This window comes from Peribacillus sp. NPDC056705 (assembly GCF_043656335.1).
Genome location: NZ_JBHTYI010000003.1, coordinates 22,414 through 43,224, shown reverse-complemented (window position 1 = coordinate 43,224; position 20,811 = coordinate 22,414). Strand labels below are relative to the sequence as shown.

Sequence of the window (20,811 nt, the reverse complement as noted above, 5' to 3'; positions counted from 1 at the left end):
ATGCATTTATATACGAACGTCCTAAAGGAGTGTAAGACATGATCAATCAACTTTCATGGAAAGTTGGCGGACAACAAGGTGAAGGTATTGAAAGTACAGGAGAAATATTCTGTATTGCCCTCAATCGCTTAGGTTATTACTTGTATGGCTACCGTCATTTCTCATCCCGAATCAAGGGTGGACACACGAATAACAAAATTCGTGTAAGTACTACGGAAACTCGTGCTATCTCTGATGATTTAGACATCTTAGTTGCTTTTGACCAAGAAACAATTGACGTCAATTATAAAGAATTACATGAGGGTGGCATCATAATCGCAGATGCAAAATTCAAACCTGTCTGCCCAGAAGATACAAAGGCAGAATTATATATTGTTCCATTTACGGAAATAGCAGCCGAATTAGGAACATCATTAATGAAAAATATGGTGGCAATCGGCGCGACATGTGCTGTTCTAGGTATGGAAATATCCGTATTCAACGATGTGGTTGATGAAATATTCGGCCGTAAAGGTGAAGAAATCGTTAAGAAGAATATGGATGCCATTACTGCTGGCTATAAGGCAATGGAAGTGTTGCTTGGCGAAAAACTGGGAGCAATGGAACTGGAAAAGGCGGATGGCCAAAAACGAATGTTCATGATTGGTAACGATGCCATCGCTTTAGGCGCAGTTGCAGGCGGTTGCCGCTTCATGGCAGCTTACCCGATTACTCCGGCCTCTGAAATTATGGAATACTTAATTAAAAAACTCCCTCAATTTGGTGGGACGGTCATACAGACTGAAGATGAAATCGCGGCGGCTACAATGGCAATCGGTGCAAACTATGGCGGTGTACGTGCCATCACAGCTTCAGCTGGACCTGGACTTTCTTTGAAAATGGAAGCGATTGGTTTAGCGGGCATTACCGAAACGCCAATTGTCATCGTCGATACTCAACGTGGCGGTCCATCCACGGGACTTCCTACAAAACAGGAGCAATCCGATTTAATGGCGATGATCTATGGTACACATGGTGAAATACCTAAAATCGTCATGGCTCCGAGTACTGTTGAGGAAGCTTTTTACGATACGGCAGAAGCATTCAACCTTGCAGAGGAATATCAATGTCCAGTTATCGTTTTATCCGACCTACAGTTATCATTAGGTAAACAGACGGTTCAGCCGCTTGATTACGGCAAAGTGGAGATAAGACGCGGAAAATTGGTTGACTTTGAAATTGAAGAGTCTGAAAATAAATCTTACTTCAAGCGTTATGAAGTAACGGAAGACGGAGTCTCACCACGTGTAGTGCCTGGTATGAAAAATGGGATTCACCACGTTACAGGTGTTGAACATGATGAAACGGGCAGACCTTCCGAGACGGCTTTGAATCGTAAATTGCAAATGGATAAACGGATGCGTAAGCTGAATAATTTAACTAACACATTCCAAACACCAGTATACAAAAACACACCGCATGAAGAAGCGGATTTATTAATTCTCGGCTTTAACTCAACACGCGGGACGATTGATGAAGCGATCGGCCGGTTAGAAACGGATGGAATGAAAGTGAATCATGCGCATATCCGTTTGATTCATCCTTTCCCAGCAGATGAAGTCCTATCATTGGTGCAAAGTGCTAAGAAAGTAGTAGTTATTGAAAATAATGCGACTGGACAATTGGCTAATATTATCAAGATGAATGTTGGACATGTTAATAAAATTAAAAGCATCCTAAAATATGATGGCAACCCATTCCTCCCGCATGAAATTCACACACAATGCAAGGAGATGTTCGAATATGGCAACGTTTAAAGAGTTTCGGAATGATGTAAAACCTAACTGGTGTCCTGGATGCGGAGATTTCTCCGTTCAGGCTGCCATGCAGCGTGCGGCAGCCAATGTAGGATTGGAGCCGGAGAATTTGGCCGTTGTTTCCGGTATCGGCTGTTCAGGTCGTATATCGGGTTACATCAAGTCCTATGGTTTCCATGGCATCCATGGCCGCTCACTGCCAATTGCACAAGGAGTAAAAATGGCCAACCGTGAATTGACCGTTATAGCTTCAGGCGGTGACGGAGATGGTTTTGCAATCGGGATGGGACACACCATCCATGCGATCCGCCGTAATATCGACATTACGTATATTGTCATGGATAACCAAATTTATGGATTGACAAAAGGCCAGACTTCTCCTAGGTCTGCTGCTGGATTTAAAACCAAATCCACACCAGAAGGATCAATAGAACAAGCTGTTTCACCTATGGAATTAGCATTGTCAGCTGGTGCAACGTTTGTCGCCCAAAGCTTTTCCACTGACTTGAAAGACCTGACGGCGATCATTGAAGCAGGGATAAACCATAAAGGGTTCTCCTTTATCAATGTTTTCTCTCCTTGCGTAACATATAATAAGATCAATACGTATGATTGGTTTAAACAAAACTTAACTAAATTGAACACGATAGAAGGCTATGATTCATCAAATAAAGAACAGGCCATGCAGACTTTGATGCAACATGACAGCCTTGTGACAGGGATTATTTATCAAGACTCTTCACGCCCTTCGTACCAGGAATTAGTGCCAGGGTATGCTGAAAAAGCGTTGAATAAATCAGAGCTGACACTGGATCAACAACACTTTGATAAGCTTGTTGCTGAATTTATGTAAAAAGTTAAAAGGTTCACCCCTAAGATGGGGTGAACCTTTTTTGTGGTTAATTATTAGGCTCTCCAGTAGATGTGCCACATGCTAGGAGACTTTCGACTGGCTTAGCCTAACAAAACCGTTGTTGCATCCGCCGAAGTTGCGGTTAAAAACCGCAACCGCAACGGCCACCGAAACCGCCACAGAAGCCGCCACCGAAACCGAAGCAACAACGATTCCTTCTTCTACAACAACAACGTTCATTGTTGTGATGATGATGATGATGATGGTGACGGTCCCGATCCCGATCGCAGTCCCGATCGCGGTCTCGATCGCGGTCCCGATCCCGATCCCGATCGCGGTCACGGTCCCGGTCCCGGTCGCGATTATTACAGCCCCTCACCGCACGACAAAAATCGTCTGCGATTCTGTCGTTATTATTGCGGTTATCATGATGATCATGATGTTTGCTTTCACATGACATATAAGTCACTCCTTCATAATTTTTGTTTGTACAAGATATCTTATTCAAGAGCGGACAGGATGCTATAGAAACATGACCCATTTAACGAAAATGTACGAATGCCCTAAAAATCATCATTATTAATGTGAAAAGCGATTATGGTATTTTCGTGACGGATTTTTCATATAGTTACATATTAAGGAATATGGAGAAAGCAGCCCTATTTCAGGGGGAATGTACATGTTGAGAGGTAAAATGAAAGCCGTCGTCAAACACCACCGAGGTTATGGGGCACAGTTACAAGTTGTTGATATACCGGATATTCGTGATGACGAGGTCTTGATTCGGGTGAAAATGACCTCGATCTGCGGAACGGATATTCATATTTTCACCTGGGATGAATGGTCACGGGGAAGAGTGAGTCCACCATACGTATTTGGGCACGAATTTGCTGGGGAAGTAATCAAGACAGGAGCAAGGGTCAGCAATGTTTCAGTTGGTGATTATGTATCTGCCGAAACACATATCGTTTGCGGTACATGCAGGCAATGCTTAACCGGTCAATTCCATATTTGTAAAAAAACAAACATTATCGGTGTTGATAAACAAGGATGCTTTGCAGAGTATATAGCTCTGCCAGCTAAAAATTTATGGAAAAATCCAAGTGATATGCCACTCGATATAGCCACCATCCAAGAACCGATGGGTAATGCAGTCCATTCAGTGCTAGCTGGCGAGGTGCTGGGTAAAACGGTGGCAATAATCGGTTGTGGTCCAATTGGACTTATGGCGATTGCTGTTGCAAAGGCTGCGGGAGCTGATAAAGTAATCGCTCTAGATATTAATGATTATCGACTTCAGCTTGCCAAAAAGATGGGTGCGACAGATCTCATTCATTCAATTAAACAGGATCCATTGGAAATCACGAAAGGCCTTACAAGTGCGGATGGGGTGGATGTTGTTTGCGAAATGAGCGGTAATCCTGCAGCTATCCAACAAGGGTTTAAGATGGCGACGAATGGTGGAAGAATATCAATACTAAGTCTGCCTTCTAAGCCCGTCACGCTTAATATAACGGAGGATATTGTATTCAAGGGCCTTACTGTCCAAGGGATAACCGGGAGGAAGATGTTTTCAACCTGGCAACAGGTTTCAAGTCTGCTTGAAAGTGGCAAGGTTGATGTAAAACCGATGATTACCCACCGTTTTTCACTAAGCGATTTTGAAAAGGGATTTGAACTGATGACCAAAGGTCAGTGTGGTAAGGTTCTCCTTATTCCTTAAAGTGTGAGAATGTTTACGAGTAAAGCGGTCAAACTCACGAGTAAATGCCCAAACTCACGAGTAAAGCGGTCAAATTCACGAGTAAAGTGCCCAAACTCACGAGTAAAGCGGTCAAATTCACGAGTAAAGTGCCCAAACTCACGAGTAAATTGCATGGTCTGCATTTGAAATAGCTGTGAAGAAATAGTATCATTCTATCATTTAATAAGAAGGGGCTAAGTTCGTTAGAATATGCGAATCAGGTCTCTTTTTTTTAAGTCACAATTACCGTATTTATGAAAAATTTCTTACAATTGAAGAAGCCACGACAGAATGATTGTTTCTTGCTGTTAAAAGCTTTATACTATAATAATGTGGATATATCACACTTAATAGCTAATATTTACTGGTAATTCTTAAAAAGGAATCTTTATAAAACCATTTGAAGATAGGTCTTGAAATAGTTGGTGAAAGAAATAGACTAACTATTTTGAAAGGAGATTAACTATGAACGAGAAACAACGATTAGAATCACAACAAGTACAGGCTGAGAATCCAGCGGACAAAAAATCCGAAAAGGACTTCAGTAAGTACTTCCAAGCCGTTTATATTCCGCCTTCCTTAAAAGATGCGAAAAAGCGAGGAAAAGAAGAAGTAGAATATCATGATGACTTTGCAATTCCTGAAGGTTTCCGTGGAATGGGAGAAGGTAAAAAGTTTTACATCCGTACTTATGGATGTCAAATGAACGAACATGATACAGAAGTCATGGCGGGCATCTTTATGGCACTTGGTTATCAGCCGACAGACACTGTGGATGATGCTAACGTCATTTTACTTAACACTTGTGCGATTCGGGAAGGCGCAGAGAATAAAGTGTTCGGTGAATTGGGGCATTTAAAATCATTGAAATTGGAAAAGCCGGATTTATTGCTTGGGGTTTGTGGTTGTATGTCACAAGAGGAGTCAGTTGTAAAGCGGATTCTAGAGAAGCACCATTTTGTTGATATGATTTTCGGAACGCATAATATCCACCGGCTGCCGCAAATTCTTAATGAAGCTTATCTATCCAAGGAAATGGTCATTGAGGTTTGGTCCAAAGAAGGTGATGTAATCGAGAACCTTCCGAAAGTGCGTAAAGGAAAAACGAAGGCATGGGTCAATATCATGTATGGCTGCGATAAGTTTTGCACTTACTGCATCGTACCTTACACAAGGGGGAAAGAAAGAAGCCGCAGGCCTGGAGATATCATCCAAGAAGTCCGTCATTTAGCGGCACAGGGTTACAAGGAAATAACCCTGCTTGGGCAGAATGTGAATGCTTACGGTAAAGATTTTACGGATATCGAATATCGTTTCGGCGATTTGATGGATGAAATCCGTAAAATCGACATTCCGCGTATTCGTTTTACGACAAGCCATCCCCGTGATTTTGATGATTACTTGATTGAAGTACTGGCTAAAGGCGGCAATCTCGTTGACCATATCCATCTTCCAGTTCAATCGGGAAGTACGGACACACTTAAAATCATGGCCCGTAAATATACACGAGAACAATATTTAGAGCTAGTAAAAAAGATCAAGAAAGCTATTCCAAGTGCATCGCTAACCACTGACATCATTGTAGGCTATCCGAATGAAACGGAAGAGCACTTTGAAGAAACGATGTCTTTATACCGTGAAGTTGGTTTCGATGCAGCATATACTTACATTTATTCTCCACGTGAGGGAACACCGGCTGCTAAAATGCAGGATAATGTACCGATGGAAGTGAAAAAGGAACGTCTGCAACGCTTGAATGCCCTTGTCAATGAAACGTGCGCATTGAAAATGAAAGAGTATGATGGACAGATTGTTGAAGTGCTAGTTGAAGGCGAGAGCAAGAAGAATGCGGAAGTATTGGCAGGTTATACAACGAAAAATAAGCTCGTGAACTTCAAAGGACCAAAATCCGCTATTGGCCAAATCGTAAAAGTGAAAATCACCGGAACGAAAACATGGTCATTAAATGGGGATATGGTTGAAGAAGCAACGGCGATTGAGGTGGAGTAATATGACTAAATATACTAAAGATGACATTCTGAACAAAGCAGCCGAGCTTGCTGAAATGATCGCCAGCACGGAAGAAGTCGATTTCTTTAAACGGGCAGAAGCTCACATCAATGAAAACCAAAAAATCAGGGAAATGATCGCCAGCATCAAGAGCTTGCAAAAACAGGCTGTAAACTTCCAGCATTACGGCAAAGAGAAAGCATACAGCCAAGTCCAGGCCAAAATTGATGCACTGGAAAAGCAATTGGATGAACTTCCGATCGTGCAGGAATTCAAACAATCCCAAGTGGATGTTAATGATCTTTTACAAATGGTCTCATCACAAGTATCGAACAAGGTGACGGACCTGATCATTGAATCGACTGAAGGGGACATCCTTCGCGGTGAGACAGGTTCACAAGTACAAGCTGGCGGCGGTAGCTGTTCATGAATATAGAAAAAGCCCTTCTGATTTCAGAAGGGCTTTTTCTATATGCGGAAATCCTTATACAGTGCCCATTCGTGACACATATCCCAAAACTTGCGCATAAAATAACCTAGGTTTAAAACATTACAGCAGTTTTCAAACAATTAAAATTCTACGCACACTAGACTTTTACCACGCATAGGATGAATGGAAACTGTATGAGGAGGGTTCGCTAGCATGTCACAATATAGAGAGATAATTACTAAAGCGGTGGTGGCAAAAGGACGTAAATTCACAAAGTCCTCTCACACCATTTGCCCGGCTCATCATCCTTCTAGCATTCTAGGTTGTTGGATCATCAACCATAAATACGATGCAAAGAAAGTCGGCAAAAAGGTAGAAATTCACGGCAGCTACGAAATCAACGTCTGGTATTCTTATAACCATAATTCGAAGACGGAAGTTGTAACTGAAAAAGTGCAATATACCGACGTTATTTCGCTGAAATACCGTGATCCCGATTGTCTTGATGACCATGAAATCGTTGCAAAAGCTGTCCAACAGCCGAATTGTTTAGAAGCTTGCATCTCCCCATGTGGACAAAAAATCATTGTCCATGTGGAAAGGGAATTCTTTGTGGAAGTCGTCGGCGAAACGAAAATTTGTGTCGCTGTTAGTCCAGATGGCCGCTGTGAGGATGACTGGGGCTCTGATTTCGATGATGAGGATTTCGAAGATTTAGATCCGGATTTCCTTGATGAATTCGAAGATGAATAGAATTTAGAAATTAATACCGGATGACATTCCCTTCATCCGGTTTTATTTAATTTGAAGCGGGACAAGCAGACCTGGCCATGATCAAAAATAGGGATGGAATGTTACTATATCCGTGCGTATGGCTTTGCATAGGCAGCTCAAAAAAAGTTTGGTTTCAATGTATAATTGATTTACCATGCAATTTCGAATACAGGCAATGTTGCTTTCCCGTATGTTATAATGAAGGACATAAATGTGTAATAGATTTTAGTTTGGAAAGGTTTTGAAGGAATGGCTGGATATACTCCGATGATACAGCAATATTTAAAAATTAAGGCAGAGTATCAGGATGCCTTTTTATTTTTTCGTTTAGGCGATTTTTATGAAATGTTTTTTGACGATGCACTGAATGCATCACAAGAGCTCGAAATCACATTAACGAGCCGAGAAGGCGGCAGTGAAGAGCGAATTCCGATGTGCGGCATTCCGTATCACTCGGCTGCTAATTATATTGATATATTGATAGAAAAAGGTTTTAAAGTAGCTATTTGTGAACAAACCGAAGATCCGAAGCAAGCCAAAGGTGTGGTACGCAGGGAAGTTGTCCAGCTGATTACTCCGGGAACGAAAATGGATAGTAAGGGTCTGCGTGAAAAGGAAAATAATTATATTGCCACCATCACCTATTTTACGGATGGGCAGTTTGGCTTTGGATACAATGATTTATCGACAGGGGAAAATAAGGTCACTTTGATTGAGAGTTTTGAGGAAGTCCTGAATGAATTCGCCATCCTTGGTGCTAGTGAAGTGGTCATTGCCGAGGATTTCAATGAAGAATGGAAAAAAAGGCTGCAAGAACGGGGCGCTGCCGCTCTATCCCTAGAGAATAATTTGGTTCAAAGCGAGTCATTCGTTGCATTGCTTCATCTGTTAAAAGACAAGAAACTGGCGACAACGACCTCACGTTTATTGAATTATCTTTACCGTACCCAAAAACGCAGCCTGGATCATTTACAGCCTGTGCTTGCATATGAAACATCACAATATATGAAAATAGATTATTATAGCAAACGCAATTTGGAATTAACTGAAACTATTCGCTCCAAAGGAAAAAAAGGCTCATTATTATGGCTGCTTGATGAAACGAAAACAGCCATGGGCGGAAGGATGTTGAAACAGTGGATTGATAGGCCGCTCATTAATAAAAAACAGATCGAGCGGAGACAAAGCCTTGTTGAGACCCTGAAAAATCAATACTTCGAACGGCAGGACTTACGTGAACGCCTGAAGGAAGTGTACGACTTGGAGCGGCTTGCCGGAAGGGTTGCCTTCGGGAATGTAAACGCTCGGGACTTGATTCAACTGAAGCGTTCATTACAACAGGTGCCGATTATTCGTGAAATCGTGAAGTCAATGGTCTCCAATCAGGATATTTCAATTCTGGCCGATAAATTGGATCCTTGCGAAGAAGTGACGGATTTGCTTGAAACGGCGCTTGTAGAAAGCCCGCCATTGTCCGTGAAGGAAGGGAATATCATTCAGGATGGTTTCCATAAGGAGCTGGATACCTACAGGGATGCCAGTAGAAACGGGAAAACTTGGATTGCGCAGCTTGAACGCGAAGAGCGGGAACGGACCGGGATCAAATCTTTGAAAATCGGATATAATCGTGTATTTGGCTATTACATTGAAGTCACACGAGCCAATTTGCATCTGCTTGAAGAAGGCCGGTATGAACGGAAGCAAACCTTGACGAATGCCGAACGTTATATCACACCTGAATTGAAAGAAAAGGAAGCTTTGATTTTACAAGCAGAAGAAAAAAGCATCAGTTTGGAGTATGACCTATTCCTCAATCTTCGTGAAGAGGTCAAAAGCTATATCCCGCGCTTACAGGATTTAGCGAAAGGCGTCAGTGAACTAGATGTCCTCCAGTGCTTTGCAACGATAAGCGAAGAACGCCATTATGTGAAACCAGTCTTTTCTGAAGATCGAAGAATCGTACTGAAGGATGGCCGGCATCCAGTAGTTGAGAAAGTCCTTCAATCACAGGAGTATGTCCCCAATGACTGCTTTATGGATGGAGACAGGGAGTTACTCTTGATCACAGGACCCAATATGTCGGGTAAAAGTACGTATATGCGTCAAATTGCACTAACATCGATTCTAGCGCAAATTGGATGCTTCGTATCCGCAAGTATAGCTGAATTGCCTATTTTTGATAAGGTGTTTACTAGGATTGGCGCGGCAGATGATTTGATTTCCGGTCAAAGTACATTCATGGTAGAGATGCTCGAAGCAAGAAATGCCATCATGAATGCGACAGAAAACAGTTTGATATTATTTGATGAAATAGGGCGGGGAACATCAACATATGATGGGATGGCGCTTGCTCAGGCCATCATTGAATATATTCATGAGGAAATTGGGGCAAAGACTCTCTTTTCGACCCATTATCACGAATTGACTGTATTGGCGGCAGAACTGCCAAAATTGAAAAATATCCATGTCAGTGCCATTGAACAAAATGGGAATGTCGTTTTCCTTCATAAAATTAAAGAAGGGCCAGCAGATAAAAGCTATGGAATTCATGTAGCTAAGCTAGCTGATTTACCGGAGCAGTTAATAGATCGGGCGGCCGCTATTTTAGCGCAGCTAGAAAATGAAAATGGACAGGCAAAGGCGATGCCTGAACAGCCTGCTGCTACTGCTGTAGAAGCACCTATTGCCGAAGCTGCCCCGGTAACAGCCGTCAATGAGGCACAGCTTTCCTTCTTTGGGGAAGAGGCTCCTAAAGGAAGAGTGAATTCTTCACCTAAGGAAAAAAAGGTGCTGGATGACATAAAATCACTGGATATCCTTGAAATGACGCCGCTTGAGGCAATGAATACCCTTTATAAATTACAAAAGAAACTTAAATGAGAATTAAAGCGAGGCGATAAAAATGGGAAAAATCATACAGCTTGATGAGGCTTTATCTAATAAAATCGCAGCTGGCGAAGTTGTTGAACGCCCAGCCTCAGTCGTTAAGGAACTTGTGGAAAACGCAATAGATGCAAACAGTACCATTATAGAGATTGAATTGGTGGAGGCTGGGCTTGGTTCCATACGGATCGTGGATAATGGCGATGGGATTTTGGCTGATGACATAGAAGCGGCATTTAAACGCCATGCCACAAGTAAAATAAAAGATGAAAATGATCTTTTCCGAATTCGAACACTTGGCTTCCGCGGTGAAGCAATGCCCAGTATTGCTTCAGTTTCCCGTTTTGAAATGAAAAGCAGCACAGGCGAAGATGTGGGAACACGCATACTTCTTGAAGGCGGAATGGTTAAGGAACTCGAAGCTTCATCAAGCCGAAAAGGAACGGATATCCTGGTTTCCGATTTGTTTTACAATACTCCTGCAAGGTTGAAATATATGAAAACGATTCATACCGAGTTAGGAAATATTACGGATGTCGCTAACAGGCTTGCACTTTCGCATCCGGATGTTTCTATACGGTTATCACACAACGAGAAGCGAATCCTGCATACGAATGGTAACGGTGATGTCAGGCAGGTGCTAGCCGCTATTTATGGGATGAATATTGCCAAAAAGATGATTCCGGTTCAGGCAAGCTCCTTGGACTTCAAATTATCCGGATATATCGTTATGCCTGAGGTCACCCGGGCTTCAAGGAATTATATTTCAACCATGATAAACGGCCGCTTCATTAAAAACTATGCGCTCGTGAAAGCAATCCTGGATGGGTACCATACACTCCTTCCAATAGGGCGTTTTCCAATTGCTTTGTTGAATATTGAAATGGATCCGATTCTTGTCGATGTCAATGTACATCCATCCAAAATGGAAGTAAGGCTTAGCAAGGAACAGGAATTGTACAGTCTTGTTTCGGAAACGATCAAATCTTCATTTAAAAAGATGACTCTAATACCAAGTGGATATACACCAACACCAAAGGCGGAACAGGTGAAAAGTGAGCAAACTGAGCTGGAATTGGACCATGTTGTGGAAAGCGGCAAGCGCATCCTTGAAGAAGCCAAGAAAGAAGCTTCACTCTTGAAGGAAACCTTGATTCGGGAAAAGCAGGAACAAAAGAGTTACGTGAATTATAATGAAGATTTCAATCTAGAACCAATAAAGGAAATAATCTATAGCAATGAACAGCAGCAAATGGCAGATGCTTATATTCCGGTTTTACAAGATGATGAAAGCAAGCCAAATTACGAGTCAGCTGAAAAGTACACAACCTATACGGTTGAACAAGAGGAAGAAATTGAAGTGAATGAACCGGATAGCCGCATCCCTCCCATGTACCCAATTGGGCAAATGCATGGAACCTATATTTTTGCCCAAAACGAAAAAGGGTTGTACATCATAGACCAACATGCTGCCCAGGAACGGATCAAATACGAATATTTTAAAGAAAAGGTCGGACGTGTTGAAAACGAGCTACAGGACATGCTAGTTCCCATCACTCTTGAATTTTCAACAGACCAATGTATCAGGATAAATGAGTATAGGCATGAATTGGAAAAAGTCGGCGTCTATTTAGAAGAGTTTGGCTATAACGCCTATATTGTCCGATCGCATCCACAATGGTTCCCTAAAGGAATTGAACAGGAAATCCTTGAAGAAATGATAGAACAATTGCTATCAATGAAAAAGGTCGACATCAAAAAACTGCGTGAAGAGGCAGCCATCATGATGAGCTGTAAAGCCTCAATAAAGGCAAACCGTCATCTGCGCAATGATGAAATCCAAGCATTATTGGATGAACTAAGGCGGACAACCGATCCCTTCACATGTCCTCATGGAAGACCTATCATCATCTCTTATTCCATTTATGAAATGGAGAAAATGTTCAAGAGGGTCATGTAATGAAAAGCAATGGAGAACCTTTATGTAATGGGATTCTCCATTCCTTTTTTAGTTAAATGACCACTTTTATTGTTCCGTGCTCATTTTTCCTGTAGCTTTTGAAAAGTTTTCTGCAGAGGAGTCCTGTATATTCTGAGTAACTGAGTATATTTATCTAATGTGATAGTAACTTTTGAATGGCCTAATCTTTCTGATACCACTTGGTCTCCGATCTCCAACATTATAGTTGCATGTGTATGGCGTAAATCATGCTTGTACTATATCACTCTTTTATTACGATAATCTTGCTTTGAAAAAGCGTACCCCAATCAAATAATTTTTTAATCTTGTGTACTGCATCTGTACTTGAATTTAGGCTCTGTCTGATTATAATATCCATTTCTTACCTCTGCAATCCAATTCGCAAAGGCTTCTCTCCATTGAATACTACTAAAGAATTCATCAACAGATTGATTTTCAGAATCCCAAACTATGAATGTATTGAGAGGGGCAATTCCTCCTGCCCAAATTCCATTATTTGTGTCAGTATTAGCTTCCCTTACTAATAATATGGGTAGTCCAAATTGAAAAGCCATAGAGGGTTCAATTTGTAAAAAAACTGACCCTTCCCAGAAAGGAGTGGATGATGGAGGTTGTCCTACATTAGTATCAGTAATCTCGACGAGGAAGCGACGAAAGTTGATTGCTAACATTCCATAACTTGATGAAACCAACCGTCGAATACTTGTTAAAATGGTTTCTGGATATTGTTCACTTACAGGCAATGTACGTGGAAAAAGCAATGCGTTCTCAATCTCTAAAATAAGTCGGTTTTGAAACAGTTGTTGTATTGGATTTAACGTATTTGTGGTGCTTAAAAATATGGGAATACGAAAAGCACGATCAACGCATTCCTGGTATCTCGATGATGGACATGCTTCTTCCTTTAAAGGTTCATTTTTAGAATTGCTTAAGGAACCTGTACCTTTATCTCTTTTATCTTTATCTTTTTTTTTATCACTACTCATTTTTTCATCTCCTTTTCAAATTAATTTATGGGAAAGGGGCAGGTTTTGATTGGACATGACTGTCTGAAATTTATCCTTAAAAAACCACAGCGAATGGAATTGATTTTATGCGGAACAATACAACGAATGCTGAAGAAAATTCGCACACAGAAGGAGTGAATGCGCAAACAACGATAATCAAAAACTAAATTTCAGCTAAAGCAATTTAAAGAACTTATGATAATATGGAAAAATAAAATTCCAGAAAGATACTAAGAGTCAGGTAGTTAAAATTTATAGAAGTGAATTGAAAAATACTTTGATATGGGTAGGCCCTTTAAAAGAATAATCTGTTTCAATAGTGGGGATCAAATTGAGAATCTCTTATATTATAAGAAGAAACTCGATAGAATATATAGAAAATATATAATGAAATTTGTATCCAAGTGTGTTTCGGTTTTTAAAATACCCTTATACTGCATTAGATGACCACCATAATGAAAGATGTGGCGAAAGTATATGAATTCGGTTTTTTAAACCGGTCATGTAATGAAAAACAATGGAGAATCCTGATGTAATGGGATTTTCCATTGCTTTTTTCGATTCTGCTTTTATTAGACGCCATCCTTGAAGGGGGATAGGAGTTGGACAGGGTTAAGCAAATTCCCAACACATATCTTCAATAATAATAATATGGGGGAGTGGGCTGGAATTGATAGTTATATGCAGGGGCAATATACATTTGGTTATCATAGTGATTATTATATTGCTGCATGTCTTCTTCGGCCGCTCGTTGGCAATTGGCTGGCGGACCGATGAATGTTGAGGGTTGAACAGGTGCTATCGCTTTTTTCCATTGGTTTTCATCCAGGCAATACGTATGTGCCATAATATTTGCAGGTGTCAATTTCAAGATATCCGAGCCCAGGATCACCTCAGGTGTTGGAGCATTAAAAATGGCCAGCAGGTGAGTATTATCCGTATTAGCCACTTCATAATGCCACCAACCTTGGGGAACGTTGGCTACTTGGCCAGGTTTAATAGGATAATTTTGTATTTGCTTAGTAAAAGGATTCAGTAATGAAACGGTTGCAGCTCCAGAAATGCAATACACTAGCTCTGCAGCATTTTGGTGATAATGCGGTTCTACGACATTGCTTGAACTAAGGTAAATATCTAATAAAGAAACATTTTCGAGTGTGTTCAATTGTTTGATACCTAATACATTTATATAGTTTTGATTGTCTTTTTTCATTAAATTGCTTTTATTAACATCAAAAAAGTATTGTGTGGATGGCGAAGTATAGTCCATATAGGAGACCATGAATTTATCATTCCTTCATTTAAGACTTGATTTTTCAGGATATGTTAAATCTCATTTTAATGTGCAATAACCCAATGGGTTATTTGCTTATGGAGCTAATAAGGAGTGTGATGGCCCCGGCCATCGAATGAATGAGGTGCAGTGATTTCCTGTAACGAATAGGCCCAAAACAGATGGTTATGAGATGAATGATTTTTTTATATATTTTAAAACCGAAACTACTAATCTGATTATTGGATATAATCAAACTTTTAATAAGCAGAATTTTCCCATTGCATGACTTTAAATTACAGTGATATAATGTTCTTTATGATTTTAAAGTTTAACATAGGAAGTGGCTAAATTGTCGAACAATTCAAAAGAAAGTAAATTCGTCCCGTACGTCTCTGCATCTAAATCTCTACCGGAATTAACTGCAACTGCAATTATTCTAGGGATTATTCTTGCAATCGTATTCGGGGCGGCAAATGCATACTTAGGCCTACTTATTGGTTTAACTGTCTCTGCTTCAATACCCGCAGCGGTAATTTCAATGGCTATCTTAAGAGGGGTTTTTCGCAGGGATTCAATATTAGAAAACAATATTGTGCAAACGATGACCACGGCAGGTGAGGCAATTGGTGCCGGTGCTGTATTTACCATACCAGCATTATTCATGTGGGACATGGATGTGAGTCAAGCATTCATCATTTTCGTTGTATTAACTGGGGGATTTTTAGGGGTCTTCATGATGGTTCCCCTTCGCCAGCTTTTGATTGTAAGGGAACATGAAACATTACCATATCCTGAAGGTACGGCATGTGCCGAGGTCCTGAAGTCAGGAGAAAAGGGTGGTACAAGCGCGAAACTAATCGGAGCCGGTTTGGTTATCGGCGGTGTCGTTAAAGGGCTTGGTGATGGGTTTAAGCTCTTCAAGACAGAGGTTGAAACAGGAATCACGAATTTTAAAAATGCAGTGGTTGGTCTTGATGCCTTTCCTTCCCTTTTGGGTGTAGGTTATATTATTGGACCGCGTGTTGCAGGACAAATGCTAGGTGGGGGTTTATTAGCCTGGGTCGTTCTAATACCAGCCATCAGTTTTTTTGGCGGAAGCAATGGAACAGCCATTTTCCCTTCTGATGTACCGATCGGTGAATTGGATGCATGGGGAATTTGGGATAATTATATACGTTATATTGGTGCTGGTGCGGTTGCAACTGGCGGATTGATCACATTGATCAAAACATTACCAATACTTTTCAGTTCAGTTTTTGATACTATTAAAGGCGTAAAAGCCAATAAAGGACAACTAAAATCAGGTTCGATCCGTACAGAACAAGATATGCCTGCTAAATACGTTTGGTTGGGAACGATCATCGTCATTTTAATCATTGCTTTCACACCTATAACAGATGTAGGGGTCATCGGTGCGATTGCAATTGCGATTTTTGGATTTTTATTCGTGACAGTGGCATCAAGGGTTGTTGGAATCGTCGGAAGTTCTTCATCCCCAGTTTCTGGAATGACAATAGCTACACTATTGATTGTGGCCATTGTCTATAAAGCTACTGGTTTTACTGGTACAACTGGAATGGTAGCCGCATTGACCGTCGCTGCAATCATTTGTACAGCACTTGCGGTATCAGGTGATGTTTCACAAGATCTAAAAACAGGATATATCGTCGGCGGAACACCATGGAAACAACAAGTTGCCATGATGATCGGTGTTGTTGCGTCCGCTTCAGTCATTGGTTTTATCCTTGTTCTGATGGATAATGCATATACGATGGGGTCTGCAGAACTACCTGCACCTAAAGCGGCATTAATGAAAATCCTTGCTGAAGGTGTTCTAGGAGGGGATTTGCCTTGGACCCTTATCTTTATCGGTGCTGCTATTTCCATCACATTAGAGTTTTTCGGTCTGAATTCACTTGTTGTTGCAGTCGGCATTTACTTACCGGTTCATACTAGTGTCCCAATCATGATCGGTGGATTTATTCGATTCTTCGTTGAGTTCTTCTCGAAAACAAAAGAAGCGCTTAAAGCTCGGGTTGATAGAGGTGTATTATTTGCCTCTGGTTTAATAGCAGGTGAATCATTGATTGGTGTTCTTATTGCCATATTGATCGCAGCAGGTGTCCAAGTCCCGGCTGCGGCTAAATTAGCCAGCAATTTGCTGCCATTCCTACTATTCCTTGCTCTAGCTGGATTGCTTTGGTTCGTATCCAGCAAAGGGAAAAAAGAAGATGCTTCGTAAACGCCAATCAAAAAAGAGGAACCTGTTAACTATGGTTCCCCTTTTGGAAAGTCGCGTCACTATGGTACATGAATCTTCGGAAGCAACTTTTTTGGTCATTCAAAGGACAAATTTTGTGGAACGAATTACAATTCGTTTTTTTAAACAACCATCAGTCCGTAAAATCAAGCTTGATAAGTTTGGGGCATATGCCATTAAACAGATGCAGTTCCAAAGGAATGTAAATCAGATTTCTGAAGCGATGAGTGAACATTTTGGTGAGGAAGCAGAACCAGCTTTACCGCGGTTGATGAAGTTTCTGGAGATTCTTGAGGTTCATGATTGGATCATATGGGATGATGAAGAAGAAAAATGAAAGAAAGCTGAAGCTCTTTTTGATGCTTCAGCTTTTTTCTGTTTTCCCTTTGGTAAACAAAATTTTCTTTAGGTTTATGAACTTCTAATAATCTCCCTTCAACGATTGGAATATAGGTATAATTATTTGTAATGACTTTATAGATATTGTATTCTTGTACTGGTAGTCATGAGTAATAAAGCAGTGATATTCAATTTTGAAGAGCAGGTGGTTATTTATTATGGGAAGAGTACAAGGTAAAGTAGCATTAGTGACAGGTGGAGCTTCGGGTATAGGGTTATCCATATCCACTCTGATGGCTAAAGAAGGCGCAAAAGTCGTGATTGCTGATTTTAACGAAGCAGGAGCAAAAGAAGCGGCCGAAAACATAAAAAAACAAGGTGGGGAAGCGGCTGGAGTATTCTTGGATGCTGGACAAGCAGATTCTATCCAGGCAGCAGTCGACTTTACAATTGAACAATATGGTACGGTTACGGTGCTTGTTAATAACGTGGGTTTAACTAACCTCCATAAAGATCTGGATGTCGTGAATTTAGATTTGGAAGAATGGGATCGACTTATGGATGTGAATTTAAAAAGTGTCCTATTGGGAAGCAGGTTTGCAATTCCTCACATGATTAAAGCAGGAGGGGGATCGATAATCAATACTGCCTCCATGGCTGGGTTTACAGGTGACTCCGTACGATCTGCATATGGTGCGTCCAAAGCGGGGGTAGTGAATTTGACCCGTTATATCGCTGCACAGTATGGTAAAGATCATATTCGTTGTAATGGAGTGGCACCAGGCCTTATTTTAACTCCTGCAGCGAAAAATAATATGCCTCAGGCCGTACTCGATATTTTTGCCAAATTTAATGCATTGCCATATCATGGTGAAGCGGAAGATATCGGTTATACCGTTCTATTCCTTGCATCAGACGAGTCCAAATTCATTACAGGTCAGACGATCCAAGTGGAAGGCGGTCATTATATAGCCAACCCAAGCATCTCTGATTTTAATGATTATGTAACTAAAGCAAAATCCAATTAATTGTCTGGACATTCTTATATCAAAACCTTACCCTGGATAAGATCAACCTTATCCGGGGTTTTTAATTAGGGAGCCCTATATTTTAAAAAACATGAAGCAGGTGCAAATAATAATGAAAGAAACGAATTATGATGAAATGCTGAACATCAGGACGGAAGGTGTACAAAAAAAATCCAATGATTCTTTGCATTATCACCGCTATGAACCTACTCCATACAGTGCATTAGAACATTTATTCAAAAAATATGCACTGAAAGGAAATGATCGCATTGTGGATTTTGGATGCGGTAAAGGACGCTTGAATTTTTTTATCCATCACTTATATCAATCATCTGTGGTTGGCGTGGAGATGAATGAAAGTTTCTATAAAGAAGCGATTGAGAATCTGAATGGGTATTTGGAGAAAAGGAAAAAAAACAATGCCAATATAGAATTCCACTGTTGTTTGGCAGAAGAGTATGGTATTGATACGAAAGACAACCGTTTTTATTTCTTTAATCCGTTCTCGGTACAGATTTTCATGAAAATCATCAATAACATTTTGCTTTCCTTTGAGAAAGAGCCGCGCCAAATCGAACTTATATTATTTTATCCTTCACAGGATTATATTTTTTTCCTTGAAAATCAAACCGCCTTCAGGCTGAAAAACGAAGTGATGTTACCTGGCTTGACTGAATCTAATCCTTTTGAGAAATTCGTCATATACGAATTATTGAATTGAATGGATTATGGTGATAATCAAGTAATTATTAAAAGTATCGCAGATATATTTCAAAAATCGGAGATATAACTCCGAAAATCGCAGATAAAATGCCGAAACCGGAGATATAATCCAATTCTTCAGGACTTATTATATAACTTATATTTTCTATAATTTAGAGCGGCTGCTGTTTCCTGGGCAACGTTTATTTCACTATATCCATCTCTTTCGAGCCCAACAGAAAAAGTTTTGATTCTTTTGCAATGGAGCAGCTAAATGATGAATCAATCCCGCCTGATAGAAAAGATCCAACCGGAACTTCACTTCTCATATGGACGTTTACGGAATCCATCAGAGTTTCTTGTAAGGATGCCTTAATTAATTAGGCATCCGTCATTTTTTATATAATTACAATCAATAGTTTCGCTCGATGACAAAGTGTGCACGATCGCCTCTAAAGAGAGTTTTAGAGAATTCAATGACCGATCCGTCATTCTCATATGTGTAAGTTTCTAAGGAAAAACAAGGTGAACCGTTCGGAACCTCCAATTTGTCAGAAATGGAATCGTCGGCAAGTGAAAACTCCAAGTGTTCGACTGTTTTTTTTACTTTTAAATTGAATTGTGTCTCAAGTACTTTAAAGAGTGATTTTTCGCAGGCTTCGATATTAAGCCCGGGTGTTTTATACCAAGGGAGAAAGGCAATTTCATATTGAAGGGGGATGTCGTTTACGTAACGTATCCGTTCCAGTTTATTTACGGGGTCTCCAATATTTTGTTTGAAAAGCTTGGCTAGGGTAGCGTTTGCTTCAATCACCTTTAAGCTAATGACCTTCGTAGAAGGGTTTTTCCCTTGCATCGTGACTTGCTCAGAGAATTTTTCAACCGTGCTTGTAAGAAATTGCTTCACTTTATTCTCCGAAACGAAAGTCCCTTTGCCTTGAACACGGTAGATGTAGCCTTCGACGTTCAATTGCTGTAAGGCCGTACGAACTGTTGTCCTGCTTACTCCGTATATTTTACAAAATTCAGCCTCGGTCGGTAATTTTGTATTTGGTTGATATTCGCCATTTTTTATGAGATCGATAATTGATTCCTTAACTATGGAATGCAATGCCGCTTCTTTATTCATGGTCTCCACAGTGATTCCTCCTATGTTCATTCCAATATATACATATAGATTATCTCGGATAAGTTTAATAATCAACTTTAAATCGAAAATTTGTAGTAACAAATTTAAAATTGTGTTGATATTTTCCTAATTTGTAACTACAATATATGTATGGAGGTAATAATACCCACTTCATATAGCCTTTCAGGGGAAGTGATAAAACAAATTAACAGGGATTAATACAAAAATGTGGTTTAGCCTTACTTAAAAATACTGAATAATCAAACATTAAAAAGGGGGGTAATTTCAATGAATATCTTATTATGTTGTTCTGCGGGGATGTCTACTAGTTTATTAGTTACCAAGATGGAGGAAAGCGCTAAAAAACAAGGAATAGAATGTCGTATATGGGCTGTTGGTTCTACAGAAGTGAATAATGAAATAGATAAGGCCGATGTGATTTTATTAGGTCCGCAGGTTAGATATCTTCTTTCCAAGTTACAGGAATCGGGGAAAGAAAAGGGGATTCCAGTCGCAACCATCAATCCAATGTTCTATGGACTATGTAATGGTGAAGAAGTATTAAAACAAGCCACTACTTTAATAAAAGGAGAATAAGG

The 20,811-nt window shown here is 40.3% G+C and carries 17 protein-coding genes and 2 pseudogenes; 14 read left to right on the top strand and 5 right to left on the bottom strand.

The genetic code is table 11. The features are described 5' to 3' along the window. The first annotated feature begins 38 nt into the window (after positions 1–38). The 9 genes from ACFRAK_RS04870 (at position 39) to mutL (ending at position 12,450) form a co-directional block, all read left to right on the top strand. A complete protein-coding gene (locus ACFRAK_RS04870) occupies positions 39–1,796 on the top strand; it encodes a 2-oxoacid:acceptor oxidoreductase subunit alpha (protein ID WP_076366399.1) in 1,758 nt (585 codons plus the stop codon). Then, positions 1,783–2,649: a 2-oxoacid:ferredoxin oxidoreductase subunit beta gene (locus tag ACFRAK_RS04865; RefSeq protein ID WP_192204085.1), complete on the top strand. Its 867-nt coding sequence runs from the start codon at positions 1,783–1,785 to the stop codon at positions 2,647–2,649. The genes ACFRAK_RS04870 and ACFRAK_RS04865 overlap by 14 nt, the downstream gene beginning before the upstream one ends. A 121-nt stretch (positions 2,650–2,770) precedes the next feature. After that, positions 2,771–3,106, top strand: coding sequence for a hypothetical protein (locus ACFRAK_RS04860; RefSeq protein WP_394571377.1), 336 nt, complete (start codon positions 2,771–2,773; stop codon positions 3,104–3,106). Positions 3,107–3,331: 225 nt separating this feature from the next. Further along, positions 3,332–4,372 carry an L-threonine 3-dehydrogenase gene (gene tdh, locus ACFRAK_RS04855; RefSeq protein WP_387600284.1) on the top strand — a complete coding sequence of 347 codons (1,041 nt, stop codon included), beginning with the start codon at positions 3,332–3,334 and terminating at the stop codon, positions 4,370–4,372. A gap of 486 nt (positions 4,373–4,858) precedes the next feature. After that, positions 4,859–6,403 (top strand): tRNA (N6-isopentenyl adenosine(37)-C2)-methylthiotransferase MiaB, encoded by a 1,545-nt coding sequence (miaB, locus tag ACFRAK_RS04850; protein WP_387600027.1) that lies wholly within the window; start codon positions 4,859–4,861, stop codon positions 6,401–6,403. 1 nt (position 6,404) lies between these two features. Beyond that, positions 6,405–6,833 carry a YlbF/YmcA family competence regulator gene (locus ACFRAK_RS04845; RefSeq protein WP_063231802.1) on the top strand — a complete coding sequence of 143 codons (429 nt, stop codon included), beginning with the start codon at positions 6,405–6,407 and terminating at the stop codon, positions 6,831–6,833. A 213-nt stretch (positions 6,834–7,046) separates the two neighbouring features. Continuing rightward, positions 7,047–7,586, top strand: a complete 540-nt coding sequence (locus ACFRAK_RS04840) for an outer spore coat protein CotE (RefSeq protein WP_192204090.1) — start codon at positions 7,047–7,049, stop codon at positions 7,584–7,586. A gap of 270 nt (positions 7,587–7,856) precedes the next feature. Next, complete coding sequence (gene mutS / locus ACFRAK_RS04835) at positions 7,857–10,487, top strand: DNA mismatch repair protein MutS (protein ID WP_387600031.1); 2,631 nt, start codon at positions 7,857–7,859, stop codon at positions 10,485–10,487. Between the two features lie 22 nt (positions 10,488–10,509). Next, positions 10,510–12,450: a DNA mismatch repair endonuclease MutL gene (gene mutL / locus ACFRAK_RS04830; RefSeq protein WP_387600034.1), complete on the top strand. Its 1,941-nt coding sequence runs from the start codon at positions 10,510–10,512 to the stop codon at positions 12,448–12,450. 66 nt (positions 12,451–12,516) lie between these two features. On the opposite strand, the pseudogene ACFRAK_RS04825 reads toward mutL, so the two are convergent. The 3 genes and pseudogenes from ACFRAK_RS04825 to ACFRAK_RS04815 all read right to left on the bottom strand — a co-directional run. Next, positions 12,517–12,701, bottom strand: a pseudogene (locus tag ACFRAK_RS04825) (tyrosine-type recombinase/integrase); the annotation flags it as partial. 69 nt (positions 12,702–12,770) lie between these two features. Then, positions 12,771–13,457: a hypothetical protein gene (locus ACFRAK_RS04820; protein ID WP_394571376.1), complete on the bottom strand. Its 687-nt coding sequence runs from the start codon at positions 13,455–13,457 to the stop codon at positions 12,771–12,773. 658 nt (positions 13,458–14,115) lie between these two features. Further along, entirely contained in the window at positions 14,116–14,760 is a 645-nt protein-coding gene (locus tag ACFRAK_RS04815; RefSeq protein ID WP_387600040.1) for a cupin domain-containing protein, read from the bottom strand. Positions 14,761–15,103: 343 nt separating this feature from the next. Between ACFRAK_RS04815 and ACFRAK_RS04810 the strand changes: the two genes are divergently transcribed. The 4 genes from ACFRAK_RS04810 to ACFRAK_RS04795 all read left to right on the top strand — a co-directional run bounded on the left by ACFRAK_RS04810 (position 15,104) and on the right by ACFRAK_RS04795 (position 19,102). Then, complete coding sequence (locus ACFRAK_RS04810; RefSeq protein WP_387600043.1) at positions 15,104–16,996, top strand: OPT family oligopeptide transporter; 1,893 nt, start codon at positions 15,104–15,106, stop codon at positions 16,994–16,996. Beyond that, entirely contained in the window at positions 16,986–17,351 is a 366-nt protein-coding gene (locus ACFRAK_RS04805) for a PqqD family protein (protein WP_387600045.1), read from the top strand. The genes ACFRAK_RS04810 and ACFRAK_RS04805 overlap by 11 nt, the downstream gene beginning before the upstream one ends. A gap of 220 nt (positions 17,352–17,571) precedes the next feature. Beyond that, positions 17,572–18,381, top strand: coding sequence for an SDR family NAD(P)-dependent oxidoreductase (locus tag ACFRAK_RS04800; RefSeq protein ID WP_342615375.1), 810 nt, complete (start codon positions 17,572–17,574; stop codon positions 18,379–18,381). A 112-nt stretch (positions 18,382–18,493) separates the two neighbouring features. Continuing rightward, positions 18,494–19,102, top strand: coding sequence for a methyltransferase (locus ACFRAK_RS04795; protein ID WP_394571375.1), 609 nt, complete (start codon positions 18,494–18,496; stop codon positions 19,100–19,102). 115 nt (positions 19,103–19,217) lie between these two features. Here the strand turns inward: ACFRAK_RS04795 and ACFRAK_RS04790 are convergent. Further along, a pseudogene (locus tag ACFRAK_RS04790) lies at positions 19,218–19,436 on the bottom strand (asparagine synthase-related protein); the annotation flags it as partial. A 59-nt stretch (positions 19,437–19,495) separates the two neighbouring features. Then, positions 19,496–20,212 carry a GntR family transcriptional regulator gene (locus ACFRAK_RS04785; protein WP_228467669.1) on the bottom strand — a complete coding sequence of 239 codons (717 nt, stop codon included), beginning with the start codon at positions 20,210–20,212 and terminating at the stop codon, positions 19,496–19,498. A gap of 288 nt (positions 20,213–20,500) precedes the next feature. Here ACFRAK_RS04785 and ACFRAK_RS04780 point away from each other — a divergent pair, with 288 nt between their 5' ends. Beyond that, the gene (locus tag ACFRAK_RS04780) at positions 20,501–20,809 is read left to right on the top strand and encodes a PTS sugar transporter subunit IIB (protein ID WP_387600052.1); all 309 of its coding nucleotides are present in this window, start codon (positions 20,501–20,503) and stop codon (positions 20,807–20,809) included. Positions 20,810–20,811: the final 2 nt, after the last annotated feature.